This is a genomic window from Bradyrhizobium sp. AZCC 1577 (assembly GCF_036924575.1).
In the GTDB taxonomy this organism is placed as follows: domain Bacteria; phylum Pseudomonadota; class Alphaproteobacteria; order Rhizobiales; family Xanthobacteraceae; genus Bradyrhizobium.
In genome coordinates this window covers 4,188,256-4,205,482 of sequence record NZ_JAZHRQ010000001.1, presented here as the reverse complement: position 1 = coordinate 4,205,482, position 17,227 = coordinate 4,188,256, and the positions used below count along the sequence as shown (strand labels likewise).

Sequence of the window (17,227 nt, the reverse complement as noted above, 5' to 3'; positions counted from 1 at the left end):
TTACTTCCACGGCGTGATCGGGAAATCATAGGCCCGCCCGCCCACGCCCGGCAGCGAAAAGTGCCACCACTCCTTCGAATAGTTTACAAATCCTCGCCGCGCCATCACCTGAGCCAGCTTCTCGCGCCAGCGGCGTTGCGCCGCGGTGATGGATTTCGCCGCCGTGTGCGACTTGGTGTCGGAACAATCGTAGCCGGTGCCCATGTCGACGCTGCCTTCCGGCGCGCGCAGGTTCACGTTGGCGATGCAGTCGGCATAATCCTTGGCGGGATCGAAGGTTGCCGAATTGTCGGCCTTCAGATCAACCAATGTGAGATCGAGCGCAGCTCCGGTCGAATGCCCGGAACGTTCGGCAATATAGCCCAGGCGAAACAGGTCGGCCTTGCGGAACGATGGATTGTAGCGCTTCTGCGCCGGTGTTTCGCGGCCATCGCGCGACCACGCCACCAGGTCGGCCACCGCGCGCACCGGGCGGTAGCAATCGAACATCTTTAGCGCCAGGTTCTGCAGCGCGAGTTCTTCCTGAACGCTCTTCAAGCGTATGCCGACCTCGCGCTTCACCACGCATTCGGCAGCCTGATAGCCCCGCAGCGGACGGCCGACAAAATTGTTCGAGCCGGCGTAACGGATATCCTGGATGATGGTCGGATCGATATCGCGCAAATATACGAAACCGGCAGGGAGTGGCGCCTGCGCGGCGGCGCTCGCGATGCAACCCGCCGCGAATATCGCCACGAGTGCCACCCGCCTTCCAGCAGCCCTGCCGACGGTCACGCCGGTGCCCACATAGTCCGAATGCATTGAGTGAATTGCCGCACGTTTTCCCCGATGTATCGCGTGCCAATCCCGGCCATTCTAGTAGAATCCCCCAGGCCCGGAACACTGGCGGCCCATTTACCCTGTCGCGGAAGCGCTAGTGGATAAGTCGGCACCTCGGATTTGAAGCTTGCCCTGCATGGCATCTCTGCCTATAGCTCTCGCTTTAATGACCCCTGCATCGAAATCGACCTTCGTCCTCCGGCACCGGCACTTGCTGGGAATCGAGGGGCTTTCCGCTGCCGACATTACCGGCCTGCTCGACCTTTCCGAGGAATATGTCGAGCTCAACCGCCAGGTGGACAAAAAGCGCACCTCCTTGCGCGGTCGCACCCAGGTGAACCTGTTTTTCGAGGCCTCGACCCGCACCCAATCCTCGTTCGAACTGGCGGGAAAACGGCTTGGCGCCGACGTCATGAACATGTCGGTGTCCTCGTCCTCGATCCGCAAGGGCGAGACGCTGATGGACACCGCGGTGACGCTCAACGCCATGCACCCGGATATCCTGGTGGTGCGGCACCACGCCTCCGGCGCGGTGGAACTTCTGGCGCGCAAGGTTGACGGTTCCGTGATCAATGCCGGCGATGGCGCGCACGAACATCCGACCCAGGCGCTGCTGGACGCGCTGACCATCCGCCGGAATAAAGGCCGGCTGGAAGGCCTCGTGATCGCGATCTGCGGCGACGTCATGCATTCCCGCGTAGCACGCTCCAATATCCTCCTGCTCAACACCATGGGCGCGCGTGTCCGCGTCGTCGCTCCCTCCACGCTGCTGCCACGCGGCATCGAGCGGATGGGCGTCGAGGTCGCGCGTGACATGCGCGAAGGCCTCAACGGCGCCGACATCGTGATGATGCTGCGGCTGCAGCGCGAGCGCATGAACGGCTCCTTCGTGCCGTCGTCGGGCGAATACTTCCACTATTTCGGCCTCGACCAGAAGAAGCTTGCTTACGCCAAGCCGGACGCGCTGGTGATGCATCCGGGCCCGATGAACCGCGGCGTCGAGATCGACTCGATCGTGGCCGACGGCGCGCAATCGCTGATCCGTGAACAGGTGGAAATGGGAGTGGCAGTGCGGATGGCGGTGCTTGAAGCACTCGCCCGCAACCTGCCGAACGCGTGAGATCATGCTGACCGACCGACGCCCGATCCTGCTCGCCAATGCCCGCGTCGTCGATCCCTCCCGGGATTTCGACGGCCTCGGGGACGTTCTGATTGCCGATGGCACGATCCGGGATTCAAGGCGCGGCATCGGCGCCGCCGGCGTGCCCGAAGGTACCGACATCGTCAATTGCGCCGGCAAGATCGTCGCCCCCGGGCTCATCGACATGCGCGCCTTTGTCGGCGAGCCCGGCGCCAGCCATCGCGAAACCTTTGCCTCTGCCAGCTTGGCCGCGGCCGCGGGCGGCATTACCTCCATCATCTGCCAGCCGGATACCTCGCCCGTCATCGACAATTCGGCGACGGTGGACTTCGTGCTGCGCCGCGCGCGCGACACCGCCATCGTCAACATCCACCCGATGGCCGCGCTGACAAAAGGCCTCGGCGGACAGGAGATGACGGAGATCGGGCTGTTGAAGGCCGCCGGCGCGGTCGCTTTTACCGATGGCGACAAGAGCGTCACCAATGCACAGGTGATGCGCCGGGCCCTGACCTATGCGCGCGATTTCGACGCGCTGATCGTGCACCACACCGAGGACCCTGATCTCGTCGGCGAAGGCGTGATGAACGAGGGCGAGTTCGCCGCCCGGCTTGGGCTCGCCGGCATTCCCAACGCCGCCGAGGCAGTGATGCTCGAGCGCGACATGCGTCTCGTGGCGTTGACCGGCGGGCGCTATCACGCGGCCTCGCTGTCGTCGATCGAGTCGCTGGAAATCCTCAAGCGCGCGCGCGACGCCGGCCTCGACGTTAGCGCTTCCGTATCGATCAACCACGTCACGCTGAACGAAAACGACATCGGCCCCTACCGCACCTTCCTGAAGCTTTCGCCGCCGCTACGCACCGAGGAGGACCGCCTCGCCCTCGTCGCAGCGGTCGCCTCCGGCCTGGTCGATGTCGTGATGTCCGATCACAATCCGCAGGACGTCGAGGTGAAGCGGCTGCCGTTCGCGGAAGCGGCTTCCGGCGCGGTCGGGCTGCAGACCATGCTGCCGGCGGCGCTCCGGCTGATCCACAACGGCGAGATGGACTTCAAGACGCTGATCCGGGCGATGTCGACCCGCCCTGCGGAGCTTCTCGGCCTGCCCGGCGGGTCGCTGCGGGCGGGTTCCCCGGCCGACGTGATCGTCATCGACCCCGATACGCCCTGGGTGCTCGATCCCGCCGACCTCAAATCGCAGTGCAAGAACACGCCGTTCGACGAAGCCCGCTTCTCGGGACGCGTCGTGCGTACTATCGTGGGCGGGCGGACAGTTTATGAACACGTCTGATTCGTCCGAACCAGCCCGCGTGGAGTAACGGCGATGTCACCTGAAATATGGCTGCCGTTGGCATTCGTTCTCGGCTATCTGCTGGGCTCGATTCCCTTCGGGGTGGTGCTAACCACGGTCGCGGGCACGCAGGACCTGCGCTCGATCGGCTCCGGCAACATCGGTGCCACCAACGTATTGCGCACGGGGCGCAAGGGCCTCGCCGCTGCGACGCTGATCGGCGATATGCTCAAGGGTACGGTTGCGGTGATGATCGCAGGCTATTTCGGCGGCGCCGATGCGGCGATGCTGGCTGCGCTCGGCGCATTCCTCGGTCACCTCTTTCCGGTCTGGCTCAAATTCAACGGCGGCAAAGGCGTCGCCACCTATATCGGCGTGCTGATCGGCCTGTTCTGGCCGGGGGCCGTGATGTTCTGCCTGATCTGGTTAGCCACCGCCTTAACGACGCGCTATTCGTCACTGTCGGCGCTGGTTGCCGCTTTCGTCACCCCGCTGTTCCTGTGGTGGTTCGGCCACCCTGCGTTGGCGTCACTGTTCGTCGTGCTGACGCTGCTGCTGTTCTGGAAGCACAGCGAGAACATCAAGCGGCTGCAGGCCGGAACTGAGGGGCGGATCGGCGCGAGGTAGCGGGGCAAGCCGCCGATCAGGCTGCCTCTTCCTTACGCGTCGGGCGGATCAGTATCTCGGCAGAAATTCCGAGTTGCTCATGCAGACGCCGGATCATATCGATTGACAGGCTACGCCTGCGATTCATTACCTCTGCGACCCGCGCGCGAGTGCCAATCAACGGCTCGAGATCCTTGCGGCTAAGGCCTTGCTGTTCCATCCGAAATTGGATCGCCTCGATCGGATCCGGCGGATCCATGGGATAGTGCTTCGCTTCATAGGCGTCGATCAGGGTCGCCAGCACATCGAGCCGGTCGCCCTTCGCTGTCCCGCTCTTTGCGCCCCAAAGCCGTTCAACCTCGGCAAGCGCGTTTTTGTAATCCGCCTTGGTGCGGATCGGTTTCAGTTCAGTCGCCATATCGCACCTCCGTCACGTCGATCTTGTCGTATGCTTTATGCGTGCCGATCCATTTGATCCAGACGATGCCCTTTTCGAAATCGACAGCCACTACAAGTCGATAGTCATTACCCTTGATGTTGAAGACGATCCGCTCCGCGCTGACGATACTTGCCGTGGCATAGCGACGCTTGACCTCCGCCGTGCTCTTCCACGAAGCCTTGCTCACTTCGTCGAACCATGCATCCAGCGCCGCTTTTACTGCCGGTTGGTCCTTCCTGCCGGAAAGCCTCTGCACGAATTCTCGCAACGTGCGGCGAGCAATAACTCTCATTCGTTATCACATATCATGGTCCCATTATGGGAGCAACAAGCCCATTGGCATTTATTTCCGGGCAAGCGCCCCCTCCACAAACCGCGCCGCCGCCAGTGCCTGGGCATCAGCGCCGTATCTCGCAATCACCTGCACGCCCACGGGCAAATTGACTTCCGCCACAATAGCCGGAACGTTGACGCAGGGTACGCCCATCAGCGTCCATAGCCGATTGTAACGGGCGTCGCCGGTCGAAGCCAAACCCCGCGGGGCAGCACCTGGTGCCGACAAGGTCAGCAGCACATCGACCTCATCGAACACTTTTTCCAACGCTTGTCTGGCGCGGTCCGCTATTCTAATCGCCGCGTCATAGGCGGCGGGCGTTGTGTCCCTGCTCCCGTCCAGCTTGGCCCGCAAGAGCGGCGCCATTTCCGCGTAATGTTCACGATACTCCCAGGCGAGCGCCCGATGCGCCTCAAACTCTTGCACGACCGGTTGCGCCAACCATGCCTCGGCAACAATTTTGGGCAAATCCAATGCGCGCACCGGGGCACCGGCTTTCTCCACCGCCCGCTTCGCAATCCGCAACGCCGCCTCGCCTGACGCTTCCGGCGCGCCGGCGAAATCCTGGATCACGACGCCGATGCGTGGTGTTGAAATCGTGAGCGGAAGAAGCAATTCGGGCCGGCCGGTCATTGCCGATAACCCGCGCGCGAGGTCATCGACGCTGGCCGCGAACAGCCCGACTGTATCGAGCGTCCACGAATAGCATTTCACCCCGACCGTCGGCAGCACGTGGTAGGACGGCTTGATCGCGGCGACGCCACAGAACGAGGCCGGCCGGATCACCGAACCGCCGGTCTGCGTCCCCAGCGCCAGCGGGATCATGCCGGCCGCAACCGCTGCCGCCGAACCCGATGACGATCCGCCGGGTGTATGACCCTTGTTGTGCGGATTGAGCGTCGGCGTCGGATCCAGCGAGGCGAATGCCGTCGTTGTGGTCTTGCCTATGATGCTTGCGCCCGCCTGCTTCAGCATCATCACGACGGCAGCGTCGCCGCGCGATCGATATCCCCGGTAGATCGGCGAGCCCATCTCGGTCGGAAACTCCGCCGTATCCATGATGTCCTTGATGCCCGCCGTGATGCCGCGCAGCGGTCCGGTGCTTGCCGCGCGCAGATTTTCGGCACGGCAGACGAAAGCGCCGATCGTCCTGTCCTGTGTGGCGATCGCTTCCATCGACTGCGCGACGGCGGCATCGGGTGAAAGCTCGCCAGCACCTATGCGGCGCTGGAGGCCGGCGAGCGAGATCATGGGGCGCGGTTCCCTGCGGCTTTTGATCGTGGCGGCTGGATGGAATATGATTGATCCGCCGCTGTCAAAGTTATCCGTGACTCCTGATGCAGCTTGAATCCATCCTGACCTTTCCGCGCTGCAGTCATCAAGCCTGCGAGCAAATGCCAACGGACGCCTGCCAGTTTTTGTATGTCTGTAAAGGCTGCGGCGAGAGGCTGAAACCGCTGGCGGGCGACTGCTGCGTGTTCTGCTCGTACGGCTCCGTGCCGTGTCCTCCCGTTCAGGAAAGCGGCAAAGCTGCCTGCTGCCGCTAACAAGGTCAGGACGTTTTTACGTCAAACAGGTTGATCGCAATCTCAGGTTGGGCAAAGCTGCGTCCGCATGCATGACCGGACGCCACAAACCCTTCACCTCACCGACGCCGAGCGGATCGACCGGCTGCGCCTGATCCGCAGCGACAATGTCGGCCCGCGCACCTTCAACTCGCTCATCAGTCATTTTGGCAATGCTCGCGCGGCGCTGGAGCGACTGCCCGATCTGGCGCGGCGTGGTGGCGCTGCGCGTTCGGGGCGCATCTGCAGCGAGGAGCAAGCTTGGGTCGAGATCGCGGCGGCAAGCAAGATCGGCGTTTCGCTGGTGGCGCCTGGCGAAGCCGCCTACCCGCCGCGGCTGGCGACGCTCGACGATCCGCCACCACTACTCGGCGTGCGCGGTGCGCCCGACGCGCTGATGCGGCCGATGATCGCGATCGTCGGCTCGCGCAACGCTTCCGGCGCCGGGTTGAAATTCGCCGGCCAATTGGCGCGCGATCTCGGCGACGCCGGCTTCGTTGTCATCTCCGGGCTAGCGCGCGGCATCGATCAGGCCGCGCATCGCGCAACGATCGAAAGCGGCACCGTCGCGGCGCTGGCCGGCGGCCACGACCGGATCTATCCGCCGGAGCATCAAGATTTGCTGGCGATCTTGCTGAAACAAGGCGGAGCGATTTCCGAAATGCCGCTCGGCCACGTGCCACGCGCCCGCGACTTTCCACGCCGCAACCGCCTGATCTCGGGCGCCTCGCTCGGCGTCGTCGTGATCGAGGCCGCGCACCGGTCGGGATCGCTGATCACGGCCCGCATGGCCGCCGAACAGGGCCGCGAAGTGTTCGCGGTGCCCGGCTCGCCGCTCGATCCGCGCGCCGCCGGCACCAACGATCTGATCAAGCAGGGCGCGGCGCTGGTCACCGAAGCGAACGACGTCATCAACGCCATTCAGCCGATCCTCGAACGGCCGATCACGCTCGCGGCGCGCGAGGACGACGAGCCGCTCGACTTCGACACCGATCCAGGCGGACGCGAGCGCATCGTTGCGCTGCTGGGACCGAGCCCGGTCAGCCTCGACGATCTGATCCGGATGTCGGGCCTCTCGCCCACCATCGTCCGCACGGTGCTGCTCGAACTCGAACTCGCCGGACGGCTTGAGCGTCACGGCGGCGGGCTGGTGTCGCTGATTTAGTCCTTCTCGCTGCGTGCGTCGAACTTCATCCGCGCGCGTTGGATCTCTGGCTGATGCTCGATCGCCCAGGTGCCGAGAGCTTTCACCGGCTTGGATAAGCCACGTCCCAGATCGGTCAATTCGTAGTCGACACGCGGCGGAATGGTTGGAAACACCGTTCGCGTCACAAGACCATCGCGTTCCAATCCGCGCAGCGTCAGCGTCAGCATGCGCTGCGAGATGCCGCCGATCATACGCTTGATCTCGTTGAAGCGCTTCGGGCCATCGCCAAGCATCATGATCACGAACACGCTCCATTTATCGCCGACCCGCGCCAGCACGGATGCAGCGCCGCGGCAGTCACTGTCGAGGTGGGGACCGGCTGGCAGGGCAGGCACTTTTTTGTGCTCGGGTCTCATGGATGTGCTCGGGTGTAAAAAATGTGCGTTCTTGCGGGACCTTACGACAGTCACTCATATAGCGCCAGTTACAAACGTATACCAAGGGTGACCCCTCATGAAGCTTCTGCATCTCGATTCCAGCGTTCTCGGCCCCCACTCCGTCAGCCGCCAGGTTTCCGCCGCCATCGTCGACCGCCTGCGTCAATCCACCCCCGGCCTCGAAGTCAGCTACCGCGATCTCACGCTGACCCCGCTGGCGCATCTCACCGGCTCACACCTCGCTGCCGGCCAGGGAGCGGCCCCGGAAGCTGCATTGCGGGAGGATATCGCCGCCGGTCAGGCCGTCATGGAAGAGTTTCTGGCCACCGACATCGTCGTGATCGGCGCGCCCATGTACAATTTCACGATCCCGAGCCAGCTCAAGGCCTGGATCGACCGTATCCTAGTCGCGGGGAAGACCTTCAAATACGATGCCCAAGGTGTCCAGGGGCTGGCCGGCAACAAGCGCGTCATCGTCGCGATCTCGCGCGGTGGCTATTACGGCCCGGGCACGCCGGCCGCGCTCGGCGAACATCTCGAAACCTATTTGCGCTGGGTATTCGGCTTCATCGGCATCAGGAATCCCGAATTCATTTCCGCCGATGGCATTCAGGTCGGCCCGGAGCACCGCGAAAAAGCCGTCGCCGGCGCGCTGAGGGCCGCGAGCGATCTGCACGCGGCGTAGTTTGGAGCGAGAGCGGTTGCCGCTGCCAGGCGCGACGGCAGCCGCTCAATCAAAAAACGCCGTTGATGCGGAGGATAACGACGACCAGCGAGATCAGCAGACCGACCCCGGAAAACAGGGCGACTGAAACAAGTTGAGCGGTATCCGAACTTTGCGACGCCGACGAGGAGATGCCAGCGGTTTTCGGCATGACGGCTCTCCGGTTCTTTGATTGGCAAGAACGCCTGCCTCAAAATGTCCTGCAGTTACACCCCGGGTTCAATGCGCGTTCTGGCTCCGCGCCAATCCGCCGCAGGGCGCCGGAGCCTGTCAGCGCGACGGAGATTAGACCGCTGACCGGCTTGGATCATGCCGGGACCTGCTTACCCCCGATAGATTGGCGCACCGCTCGGAGAGGCCGTGGCGCCACCGTCGACGAACAACTCCTGGCCCTGAACATGGGCGGAATCGTCGGAAGCGAGAAACAGGACCGTCTTGGAAATATGCTCGGGTTCGCCGATCCGGCCGAGCGGCGTCGACAACGCGATGCGCTTTTCAAACGCCTTTTCGGCTTCCGGCGTGGCGATCGCCGCCCCCCAGATCGGGGTGCGAATCGCGCCGGGCGCCACCACGTTGACGCGGATGCCACGAGGCGACAATTCCGACGCCATGATCCGCGCCATCGCGCGCACGCCGGCCTTGGCCGCGCCATAGGCCGAATAGCCGGGGATCCCGAGCACCGAGATCACCGAGCCGTTGAGAATGATCGAGGCGTTGTCGTTGAGATGCGGCAGCGCCGATTGCACGGTGAAGAACACGCCGGTCAGGTTGGTGCTGATGACCTTCTCGAACGCCTCAAGGGTTGAGTCACCAAGCGGCGTGCCACCGGCGATCCCGGCATTGGCGAACAGGATGTCATATTTGCCGAACTTTTCGGCCCCCTTCCCGATCGCGGCTTCGGTCGCCGCGATGTCGGTGGCGTCAGCCGCGAGCGCAAGCGCGCTTGGGCCCAATTCCTTCGCGGCGGTATCGAGCGTCGCCTGATTTCGTCCGGTTATGACGACCCGGGCACCTTCGGCCACGAACAGTTTTGCGGTCGCAAGCCCGATGCCGCTGTTGCCCCCTGTGATCAACGCCGTCTTGTTCGCGAGCCTCATGACCATCTCCGATGGTTGCATTATTAAACTAGATTGATTAGCTAGAGCACCTAGTTTAATATTGCAACCACACAAAGCCGTGATCGGTCTCAAACCCGATCGGAGACTGAAATGGTGAAACGAACGAGCTTTGAGCATGACGATTGCCCGATCGCGCGCTCGCTGGATGCGATCGGCGACTGGTGGTCGATGCTGATCATTCGCGAGGCGCTGTTTGGCATCAGCCGCTTCAGCGAATTCCAGAAGAGATTGGGGCTTGCCAAGAACATCCTCACGGTGCGGCTGCGCGCGCTGGTCGACCAGGGCATTCTGAAAACCGCGCCCGCTTCCGACGGCAGCGCGTATCAGGAATATCTGCTTACGCAGAAAGGCCGTGGCGTCTTCCCTGTCCTGGTCGCCCTGCGGCAATGGAGCGAGGAATTCGACGAGCACCCGGAAGAGATCGCCACCATCCTGGTCGACAAGGAAGAGGGTAAGCCGGTTCGCAAACTCGCACTCTATTCGCAGGATGGGCGGCTATTGAGTGCGGGGGATACCGCGCTGAAGCCACGGGCGGTGGTGAAGCAAGGCGGGCGGGTCACGGCGTAGCCGACCTTCTTCTTCCTCTGCCGTTCTTACGAGGAAAGGGAGAGTGCCCCGTGAGAGGCTGCCGTCGGTTCGAACTCTCACGACAGTTTGCGTTTGCTGCGGGTGCGCAGGCGCTCTTCCGCCTCGAGCTGCGCCATGCCCAGCAAATGGCTGAGCACCTCGAGCCGGTGGCGCTCCGCCAGTTTGACCAGTTCGGCAACGGTCTCCGCGATAAAGGCCACGGCCTCGTCGGGGCCGCCCTCCTCACCTCGTTCAGTGTTACGTTCGTCGGGTGGCGAGCCCTTCTTCTTGCCTGAAGCTTTCCGCTTCCGGCCGCCTGCAGCCTTGCTCAAAAAACTTGCATCCAATTGAATACAGTATTGCCCAGAAATAACCCCTTTGGAGGCGCAACTCTAGGGCGCATTTCGCAACTCCTCAGATATAAGTGGACAGCGAAAGGTTCCCTGGCGGCATTTGCCGATTTGACAGGGGCCGCCTCACCACCCATGTTCGGGTCCAATCGGTGGGCCGCGAGTCTCGCGGAACCCGCCTTTATCTTTTCCCGTAAGCCATTGGAATGACATGAATATCGTCATCGTGGAGTCGCCGGCGAAAGCCAAGACGATCAATAAGTATTTGGGCGCCTCCTACGAGGTTCTGGCCTCGTTCGGCCATGTCCGCGACCTGCCCGCCAAGAACGGTTCCGTCGATCCGGACGCCAATTTTCAGATGATCTGGGAGGTCGATCCCAAGGCGGCCGGCCGGCTCAACGACATCGCCAAGGCCCTGAAGGGCGCCAGCCGACTGATTCTCGCAACCGACCCTGATCGCGAGGGCGAAGCGATCTCCTGGCACGTGCTGGAGGTGATGAAAGAGAAGCGCGCGCTGAAGGATCAGAAGATCGAGCGCGTGGTGTTCAACGCAATCACCAAGCAAGCGGTGACCGATGCCATGAAGGCGCCGCGCCAAATCGACGGCGCGCTGGTCGACGCCTATATGGCGCGTCGCGCGCTGGACTATCTGGTCGGCTTCACGCTCTCCCCCGTGCTCTGGCGCAAACTGCCGGGCGCGCGCTCGGCCGGCCGCGTGCAGTCGGTCGCGCTGCGTCTGGTCTGCGACCGCGAACTCGAAATCGAAAAATTCGTCCCGCGCGAATACTGGTCGCTGGTCGCGACCCTGACCACGCCGCGCGGCGACAGCTTTGAGGCGCGCCTCGTCGGCGCCGACGGCAAGAAGATCCAGCGGCTCGACATCGGCTCCGGCGCCGAAGCCGAAGACCTCAAGAAGGCCATTGAAGCGGCGAACTTCACGGTTTCGACCGTCGAAGCAAAACCCGCGCGCCGCAATCCGCAGGCCCCCTTCACGACCTCGACGCTGCAGCAGGAAGCCAGCCGCAAGCTCGGCTTTGCGCCGGCGCACACCATGCGGATCGCGCAGCGCCTCTATGAAGGCATCGACATCGGCGGCGAGACCACCGGCCTCATTACCTATATGCGAACCGACGGCGTGCAGATCGACGGCTCGGCGATCACCCAAGCCCGCAAGGTGATCGGCGAGGATTACGGCAACGCCTATGTCCCCGACGCGCCGCGGCAGTACCAGACCAAGGCCAAGAACGCGCAGGAGGCGCACGAAGCGATCCGCCCGACTGATCTGTCGCGCCGGCCCGCCGAGATGCGCCGCCGCCTCGATCCCGATCAGGCGAAACTCTATGAGCTGATCTGGATCCGCACCATTGCGAGCCAGATGGAATCGGCCGAACTCGAACGCACCACCGTGGATATCGCGGCGAAAGCCGGCTCCCGCGTGCTGGAGCTGCGCGCTTCGGGCCAGGTCATCAAGTTCGACGGCTTCCTCGCACTCTATCAGGAAGGCAAGGACGACGACGGTGACGACGAGGATTCCCGCCGCCTCCCCGCCATGAGCGAAGGCGAAGCCTTGAAGCGGCAGGCGCTTGCCGTCACCCAGCATTTCACGGAGCCGCCGCCGCGCTTCTCGGAGGCCTCGCTGGTCAAGCGGATGGAAGAGCTCGGTATCGGCCGTCCCTCGACCTACGCCTCGATCCTGCAGGTCCTGAAAGATCGCGGCTACGTCAAGCTGGAGAAGAAGCGGCTGCATGGCGAGGACAAGGGTCGCGTCGTGGTCGCGTTCCTCGAAAACTTTTTCTCGCGCTATGTGGAGTATGACTTCACCGCCGCGCTGGAAGAACAGCTCGACCGCATCTCCAACAACGAGATTTCCTGGCAGCAGGTGCTGCAGGATTTCTGGATCGGCTTCATCGGCGCGGTTAACGACATCAAGGATCTGCGCGTCGCCGAGGTGCTGGATGCGCTCGACGACATGCTGGGCCCGCACATCTATCCGCCACGCGCCGACGGCGGCGACATCAGGCAGTGCCCGACCTGCGGCACTGGCCGGCTCAATCTGAAGGCCGGCAAGTTCGGCGCATTCGTCGGCTGCTCGAACTATCCGGAGTGCCGCTATACCCGTCCGCTGGCCGCCGACTCCGAGGCGAGCGCCGACCGCGTTCTCGGCAAGGATCCCGAAACCGACCTCGACGTCACGGTAAAGGCCGGCCGCTTCGGCCCCTACATCCAACTCGGCGAGCAGAAGGACTATCCCGAGGGCGAAAAGCCCAAACGCGCCGGCATCCCGAAGAACATGTCGCCCGGCGACATGGAGCTCGATCTGGCGCTGAAGCTGCTGTCGCTGCCGCGTGAGATCGGCAAGCATCCGGAAACCGGCCACCCGATTACCGCCGGCATTGGCCGCTTCGGCCCGTTTGTGCGTCACGAGAAGACTTATGCGAGCCTGGAGGCCGGCGACGAGGTGTTCGACATCGGCCTCAACCGCGCGGTGACGCTGATCGCGGAAAAGATCGCAAAAGGCCCGAGCGGCCGCCGCTTCGGCGCCGATCCCGGCAAACCGCTCGGCGAGCATCCGAGCCTTGGCGGAGTAGCTGTCAAGAACGGCCGCTATGGCGCCTATGTCACCGCAGGCGGTGTCAACGCCACGATCCCGAGCGACAAGACGCCGGAGACGATCACGCTGGCCGAAGCCATCGCGCTGATCGACGAACGCGCCGCCAAGGGCGGCGGCAAGCCGAAACGCGGCGCCAAGAAGGCCGCACCGAAGAAGGCCGCCGCCAAGACGGCTACCAAGACTGCCAGCAAGGCTGCCGATTCCGATGCGCCGAAGCCCGCCAAGAAGGCGCCGGCGAAGAAGCCGGCAGCGAAGCCGAAATCGGAGGCCGTGAGCAAGGCGCGCGCGCCGGTCGCCTCCGCCGCCAAGACATCGGCGGCGAAGCCCGCTGCACCCAAGACGCCCGCGAAAAAGCGCGCGGGCAAGGCGCGAGGATAAGTGAAGAGAAAACACGACCATGGCTTTCCGGCCCGGGACGCCATCGTCGCCTTTATTCGTGCCCATCCGGGCAAGGTCGGCACCCGCGAGATAGCCCGCGAGTTCGGCCTGAAGAATGCCGACCGCGCTGAACTGAAACGGATCCTTCGCGAGCTCGCCGACGAAGGTGCCATCGCCAAACGCGGTCGGAAGATTCACGAGACGGCCCTCCTGCCCCCAACCGTGATCGCCGACATCACCGGGCGCGACACCGACGGCGAACTGCTCGCCACTCCCACCGAATGGGACATTGAACAGAGCGGGCCCGCGCCGAAGATCCGCATCCACGTCCCGCGCCGTTTGCAACCCGGCACGGCGGCGGGTGTCGGCGACCGAGCCCTGTTGCGGATCGAGAAGGCCGATGATAGCGAAGGCGCCCCCTATCGCGGCCGCGTCATCAAGATCATCGACCAGGCCCGCACGCGCGTGCTCGGCATCTTCCGCAAGCTGCCTGGCGGCGGCGGCCTGCTCGTTCCCGTCGACAAGAAGCAGGCCGGGCGCGAATTGAACATCGCGCCATCGGACACCGCGGGCGCCGAGGATGGTGACCTCATTAGCGTCGATCTGGTGCGCTCGCGCGGCTATGGCCTCGCCTCCGGCAAGGTGAAGGAGCGGCTCGGCTCGTTGTCGAGCGAAAAGGCGATCAGCCTGATCGCGATCCACGCCCACGAAATCCCGCAAGCGTTTTCACCATCCGCCTTGCGCGAGGCCGAGGCCGCGCAGCCTGCTGACTTGAAAGGTCGCGAGGACTGGCGCGATTTGCCGCTGGTGACCATCGATCCGCCTGATGCGAAGGACCATGACGACGCGGTGCACGCCGCGCCCGATTCCGATCCGAACAACAAGGGCGGCTATGTGGTCCATGTCGCGATTGCCGACGTCGCCTTCTATGTGCGGCCGGGCTCGGCGCTAGACCGCGAAGCGGTGACGCGCGGCAACTCGGTGTATTTTCCGGACCGCGTGGTGCCGATGCTGCCCGAGCGCATCTCCAACGATCTCTGCTCGCTGGTGCCGGGCGAAGCGCGCGGCGCGCTCGCGGTGCGGCTCGTCATCGGCCCCGACGGCCGCAAGCGCTCGCACAGCTTTCATCGCGTGCTGATGCGCTCGGCCGCGAAGCTGCACTACGCGCAGGCGCAGGCCGCGATCGACGGGCGGCCCGACGATATCACCGGCCCGCTGCTGGAGCCGATCCTGACGCCGCTCTACGCGGCCTATGCGCTGGTGAAGCTCGCGCGCGACGAACGCGATCCGCTCGATCTCGATCTGCCCGAACGAAAAATCCTGCTCAAGCCTGACGGCACAGTCGATCGCGTCATCGTGCCGGAGCGTCTCGACGCGCACCGGCTGATCGAGGAATTCATGATCCTCGCCAACGTCGCCGCGGCCGAAACGCTTGAAAAGAAGGCGCTGCCGCTTATCTATCGGGTGCATGACGAACCCACCTTGGAGAAGGTTCATAATCTCCAGGAATTCCTGAAAACGCTCGACCTGCCGTTTGCGAAGACCGGCGCGCTACGCCCCTCGCTGTTCAATCGGGTGCTGGGCCAGGTCCGCGGCGAGGATTATGAGCCGCTTGTCAACGAGGTGGTGCTGCGCTCGCAGGCGCAGGCGGAATACTCGGCAGAGAATTACGGCCATTTCGGCCTCAACCTGCGCCGCTACGCCCATTTCACCTCGCCGATCAGGCGATACGCTGATCTGATCGTGCATCGCGCGCTGATCCGCGCGCTCGGTCTCGGTGAAGGCGCGTTGCCGGAGATCGAGACGCTGGAGACACTGAGCGAGATCGCGGCGCAGATTTCGCTGACCGAGCGCCGCGCGATGAAGGCGGAGCGCGAAACCGCCGACCGGTTGATCGCGCATTTCCTCGCCGACCGTATCGGCGCGACGTTTCAGGGCCGCATCTCGGGCGTTACCCGCGCCGGGCTGTTCGTGAAGTTATCGGATACCGGCGCCGACGGGCTGATCCCGATCCGCACGCTCGGCACCGAGTATTACAATTATGACGAGACGCGTCACGCGCTCGTCGGCTCACGCAGCGGTGCCATGCACCGGTTGGGGGATGTTGTCGACGTGCGTCTGGTAGAAGCTGCACCGGTAGCCGGCGCGTTGCGGTTCGAGCTGTTGTCGGAAGGCCAACTCATTCCGCGCGGCAGAAAACGTGACGGCTCGAAGGCATCGGCAAAGCCATCGAAATCGCATCCGGGCCGCAGCCCGCGCGACAAGGTTCGCAAGCCTCACAAGGGCAAGTCGGGCAAAGCCAAGCCCGGCAAATCGAAGAAAGGCAAGTCATGGAAACGGTGAACGCCGCGACGACATGGACCCGGGACACCGCGCAGACCGAGAAGCGCGACCTCTGGACCGCGATGAAGCGCGGCTTCCGTTGCCGCTGTCCGCGTTGCGGCGAGGGCAAGATGTTTCGCGCTTTCCTGAAGACTGCCGATAATTGCTCGAAGTGCGGGCTCGATTTTACCCCGCACCGCGCCGACGATCTGCCGGCCTATCTCGTGATCGTCGTCGTCGGCCACATCGTGGTACCGGCGGCGCTCTGGATCGAGACCAATTTCTCGCCGGCCGTATGGCTGCAGTTGGCGATCTATTTGCCGGTGACGTTCCTCTTATCGCTCGTTCTGCTGCAGCCCATCAAGGGCGCGGTGGTCGGCATCCAATGGGCACTGCGCATGCACGGCTTTGACGAAAACGCCCCTAGCGACATCCCGCCGGTCTAGCTAAAGCACGAGCAACAAGAGCACTAAAATGGGGATGGGATGAACGACGCCGCGACCGCCGTAAAAGAAGAAAAAGAAGCCGATCACCATCCCTATTTCCGGCCCAAGGATGCAGCGACGCTGATCCTGATCGACCGCTCCGGCGACAAGCCGAAAGTTCTGGTCGGCAAGCGCCACGACAAGGTGGTGTTCATGCCGGGCAAATATGTGTTTCCCGGCGGCCGCGTCGACAAGTCGGACAACCGCATTCCGGTCGCCGCACCGATTTCCCCAGAGCTCGAAGCCAATCTGCTCAAAGGTAGTCCGAAGATTGCACCATCGCGGGCGCGCGCGCTGGCGGTTGCTGCGATCCGCGAGGCCTGCGAGGAAACCGGCCTCTGCCTCGGATGCAAGGTCGACAAGCCCGTAAAACTCGACGGCGCGTGGAAACCGTTTGCGGAAGCAGGCCTGCTGCCCGATCCGTCCGGCCTGTTCCTGATCGCACGCGCGATCACCCCGCCTGGTCGCGTCCGCCGTTTTGATACGCGCTTCTTCACGGCTGACGCGTCCGCCATCGCCCATCGCGTCGAAGGCGTAATCCACGCCGATGCCGAACTGGTGGAGTTGGTGTGGGTCGAGATCGGCTCGCAGCCGCTCGCCGACGCGCACGCCATGACCAAGAACGTGCTCGCCGAACTCGACCGTCGGCTCGCGACCGGCCCCTTGCGCCACGACGCGCCGGTGCCGTTCTTTCACTTCTACGGCGGCAAGATGCAGAAGGACGTGCTGGGGGCGTAAGGGCTCCCGGGACGTAAGGGCTCCGCTCTGTCCCCGTCATTGCGAGCCAACGGGGCGCGCATACGCGCGACCCGTTGGCTCGCAATGACGGTATTGCCACCGTCGAATCGTTCTCCGCCTGTCCCTCAAATTGCAAAATTCTTCTGCGCGCCCCTAATGGC

The 17,227-nt window shown here is 63.7% G+C and carries 19 protein-coding genes; 11 read left to right on the top strand and 8 right to left on the bottom strand.

The window, feature by feature from the left end:
* On the bottom strand, positions 1–801 hold the full coding sequence (locus V1278_RS19810) for a M15 family metallopeptidase (RefSeq protein ID WP_334363147.1): 801 nt from the start codon (positions 799–801) through the stop codon (positions 1–3).
* 184 nt (positions 802–985) lie between these two features.
* On the opposite strand from V1278_RS19810, the gene V1278_RS19805 reads away from it, so the two are divergent.
* Genes V1278_RS19805 through plsY form a run of 3 tightly spaced genes read left to right on the top strand, consistent with a single transcriptional unit; the run spans position 986 to position 3,872 of the window.
* Positions 986–1,939, top strand: a complete 954-nt coding sequence (locus V1278_RS19805) for an aspartate carbamoyltransferase catalytic subunit (protein ID WP_334381963.1) — start codon at positions 986–988, stop codon at positions 1,937–1,939.
* A 4-nt stretch (positions 1,940–1,943) separates the two neighbouring features.
* A complete protein-coding gene (locus V1278_RS19800) occupies positions 1,944–3,245 on the top strand; it encodes a dihydroorotase (RefSeq protein WP_334363149.1) in 1,302 nt (433 codons plus the stop codon).
* Between the two features lie 33 nt (positions 3,246–3,278).
* Positions 3,279–3,872: a glycerol-3-phosphate 1-O-acyltransferase PlsY gene (plsY, locus tag V1278_RS19795; protein ID WP_334363151.1), complete on the top strand. Its 594-nt coding sequence runs from the start codon at positions 3,279–3,281 to the stop codon at positions 3,870–3,872.
* 16 nt (positions 3,873–3,888) lie between these two features.
* Here plsY and V1278_RS19790 read toward each other — a convergent pair whose 3' ends face one another.
* The 3 genes from V1278_RS19790 to V1278_RS19780 form a co-directional block, all read right to left on the bottom strand.
* Complete coding sequence (locus tag V1278_RS19790; RefSeq protein ID WP_334363152.1) at positions 3,889–4,269, bottom strand: helix-turn-helix domain-containing protein; 381 nt, start codon at positions 4,267–4,269, stop codon at positions 3,889–3,891.
* A complete protein-coding gene (locus tag V1278_RS19785) occupies positions 4,259–4,546 on the bottom strand; it encodes a type II toxin-antitoxin system HigB family toxin (protein ID WP_334363153.1) in 288 nt (95 codons plus the stop codon). The genes V1278_RS19790 and V1278_RS19785 overlap by 11 nt, the downstream gene beginning before the upstream one ends.
* 87 nt (positions 4,547–4,633) lie before the next feature.
* Positions 4,634–5,875 carry an amidase gene (locus V1278_RS19780; RefSeq protein ID WP_334363154.1) on the bottom strand — a complete coding sequence of 414 codons (1,242 nt, stop codon included), beginning with the start codon at positions 5,873–5,875 and terminating at the stop codon, positions 4,634–4,636.
* A gap of 86 nt (positions 5,876–5,961) precedes the next feature.
* Here V1278_RS19780 and V1278_RS19775 point away from each other — a divergent pair, with 86 nt between their 5' ends.
* Positions 5,962–6,171, top strand: coding sequence for a GDCCVxC domain-containing (seleno)protein (locus tag V1278_RS19775; protein WP_334363156.1), 210 nt, complete (start codon positions 5,962–5,964; stop codon positions 6,169–6,171).
* 67 nt (positions 6,172–6,238) lie between these two features.
* Positions 6,239–7,354: a DNA-processing protein DprA gene (dprA, locus tag V1278_RS19770; RefSeq protein ID WP_334363157.1), complete on the top strand. Its 1,116-nt coding sequence runs from the start codon at positions 6,239–6,241 to the stop codon at positions 7,352–7,354.
* Here dprA and V1278_RS19765 read toward each other — a convergent pair.
* Positions 7,351–7,752 (bottom strand): winged helix-turn-helix transcriptional regulator, encoded by a 402-nt coding sequence (locus V1278_RS19765; RefSeq protein ID WP_334363158.1) that lies wholly within the window; start codon positions 7,750–7,752, stop codon positions 7,351–7,353. The two genes, dprA and V1278_RS19765, sit on opposite strands and share 4 nt — an antisense overlap.
* Positions 7,753–7,849: 97 nt before the next feature.
* On the opposite strand from V1278_RS19765, the gene V1278_RS19760 reads away from it, so the two are divergent.
* Complete coding sequence (locus tag V1278_RS19760) at positions 7,850–8,458, top strand: FMN-dependent NADH-azoreductase (RefSeq protein WP_334363159.1); 609 nt, start codon at positions 7,850–7,852, stop codon at positions 8,456–8,458.
* 49 nt (positions 8,459–8,507) lie between these two features.
* Here the strand turns inward: V1278_RS19760 and V1278_RS19755 are convergent, their stop codons facing one another.
* Both V1278_RS19755 and V1278_RS19750 read right to left on the bottom strand, forming a co-directional pair.
* Positions 8,508–8,648: a hypothetical protein gene (locus tag V1278_RS19755; protein ID WP_176721964.1), complete on the bottom strand. Its 141-nt coding sequence runs from the start codon at positions 8,646–8,648 to the stop codon at positions 8,508–8,510.
* Between the two features lie 172 nt (positions 8,649–8,820).
* A complete protein-coding gene (locus V1278_RS19750) occupies positions 8,821–9,594 on the bottom strand; it encodes an SDR family oxidoreductase (RefSeq protein ID WP_334381962.1) in 774 nt (257 codons plus the stop codon).
* A gap of 111 nt (positions 9,595–9,705) precedes the next feature.
* On the opposite strand from V1278_RS19750, the gene V1278_RS19745 reads away from it, so the two are divergent.
* A complete protein-coding gene (locus V1278_RS19745) occupies positions 9,706–10,182 on the top strand; it encodes a winged helix-turn-helix transcriptional regulator (protein WP_334381961.1) in 477 nt (158 codons plus the stop codon).
* Positions 10,183–10,259: 77 nt separating this feature from the next.
* On the opposite strand, the gene V1278_RS19740 is transcribed toward V1278_RS19745, so the two are convergent.
* Positions 10,260–10,514: a hypothetical protein gene (locus V1278_RS19740; protein ID WP_334381960.1), complete on the bottom strand. Its 255-nt coding sequence runs from the start codon at positions 10,512–10,514 to the stop codon at positions 10,260–10,262.
* A 229-nt stretch (positions 10,515–10,743) separates the two neighbouring features.
* On the opposite strand from V1278_RS19740, the gene topA reads away from it, so the two are divergent.
* Genes topA through V1278_RS19720 form a run of 4 tightly spaced genes read left to right on the top strand, consistent with a single transcriptional unit; the run spans position 10,744 to position 17,066 of the window.
* Entirely contained in the window at positions 10,744–13,521 is a 2,778-nt protein-coding gene (topA, locus tag V1278_RS19735; protein WP_334381959.1) for a type I DNA topoisomerase, read from the top strand.
* On the top strand, positions 13,522–15,864 hold the full coding sequence (rnr, locus tag V1278_RS19730; RefSeq protein WP_334381958.1) for a ribonuclease R: 2,343 nt from the start codon (positions 13,522–13,524) through the stop codon (positions 15,862–15,864).
* Positions 15,852–16,289 carry a DUF983 domain-containing protein gene (locus V1278_RS19725; protein WP_334381957.1) on the top strand — a complete coding sequence of 146 codons (438 nt, stop codon included), beginning with the start codon at positions 15,852–15,854 and terminating at the stop codon, positions 16,287–16,289. Before rnr ends, V1278_RS19725 begins: the two co-directional genes overlap by 13 nt.
* Before the next feature lie 39 nt (positions 16,290–16,328).
* On the top strand, positions 16,329–17,066 hold the full coding sequence (locus tag V1278_RS19720; RefSeq protein WP_334381956.1) for an NUDIX hydrolase: 738 nt from the start codon (positions 16,329–16,331) through the stop codon (positions 17,064–17,066).
* Positions 17,067–17,227: the final 161 nt, after the last annotated feature.

Excerpts from the sequence above, each read along its gene's own strand:
- V1278_RS19810 (WP_334363147.1), bottom strand. The coding sequence starts at position 801 with ATGCATTCGGACTATGTGGGCACCGGCGTGACCGTCGGCAGGGCTGCT.
- V1278_RS19805 (WP_334381963.1), top strand. The coding sequence starts at position 986 with ATGACCCCTGCATCGAAATCGACCTTCGTCCTCCGGCACCGGCACTTG.
- V1278_RS19800 (WP_334363149.1), top strand. The coding sequence starts at position 1,944 with ATGCTGACCGACCGACGCCCGATCCTGCTCGCCAATGCCCGCGTCGTC.
- plsY (WP_334363151.1), top strand. The coding sequence starts at position 3,279 with ATGTCACCTGAAATATGGCTGCCGTTGGCATTCGTTCTCGGCTATCTG.
- V1278_RS19790 (WP_334363152.1), bottom strand. The coding sequence starts at position 4,269 with ATGGCGACTGAACTGAAACCGATCCGCACCAAGGCGGATTACAAAAAC.
- V1278_RS19780 (WP_334363154.1), bottom strand. The coding sequence starts at position 5,875 with ATGATCTCGCTCGCCGGCCTCCAGCGCCGCATAGGTGCTGGCGAGCTT.
- V1278_RS19775 (WP_334363156.1), top strand. The coding sequence starts at position 5,962 with ATGCAGCTTGAATCCATCCTGACCTTTCCGCGCTGCAGTCATCAAGCC.
- dprA (WP_334363157.1), top strand. The coding sequence starts at position 6,239 with ATGCATGACCGGACGCCACAAACCCTTCACCTCACCGACGCCGAGCGG.
- V1278_RS19765 (WP_334363158.1), bottom strand. The coding sequence starts at position 7,752 with ATGAGACCCGAGCACAAAAAAGTGCCTGCCCTGCCAGCCGGTCCCCAC.
- V1278_RS19760 (WP_334363159.1), top strand. The coding sequence starts at position 7,850 with ATGAAGCTTCTGCATCTCGATTCCAGCGTTCTCGGCCCCCACTCCGTC.
- V1278_RS19755 (WP_176721964.1), bottom strand. The coding sequence starts at position 8,648 with ATGCCGAAAACCGCTGGCATCTCCTCGTCGGCGTCGCAAAGTTCGGAT.
- V1278_RS19750 (WP_334381962.1), bottom strand. The coding sequence starts at position 9,594 with ATGAGGCTCGCGAACAAGACGGCGTTGATCACAGGGGGCAACAGCGGC.
- V1278_RS19745 (WP_334381961.1), top strand. The coding sequence starts at position 9,706 with ATGGTGAAACGAACGAGCTTTGAGCATGACGATTGCCCGATCGCGCGC.
- topA (WP_334381959.1), top strand. The coding sequence starts at position 10,744 with ATGAATATCGTCATCGTGGAGTCGCCGGCGAAAGCCAAGACGATCAAT.
- V1278_RS19725 (WP_334381957.1), top strand. The coding sequence starts at position 15,852 with ATGGAAACGGTGAACGCCGCGACGACATGGACCCGGGACACCGCGCAG.
- V1278_RS19720 (WP_334381956.1), top strand. The coding sequence starts at position 16,329 with ATGAACGACGCCGCGACCGCCGTAAAAGAAGAAAAAGAAGCCGATCAC.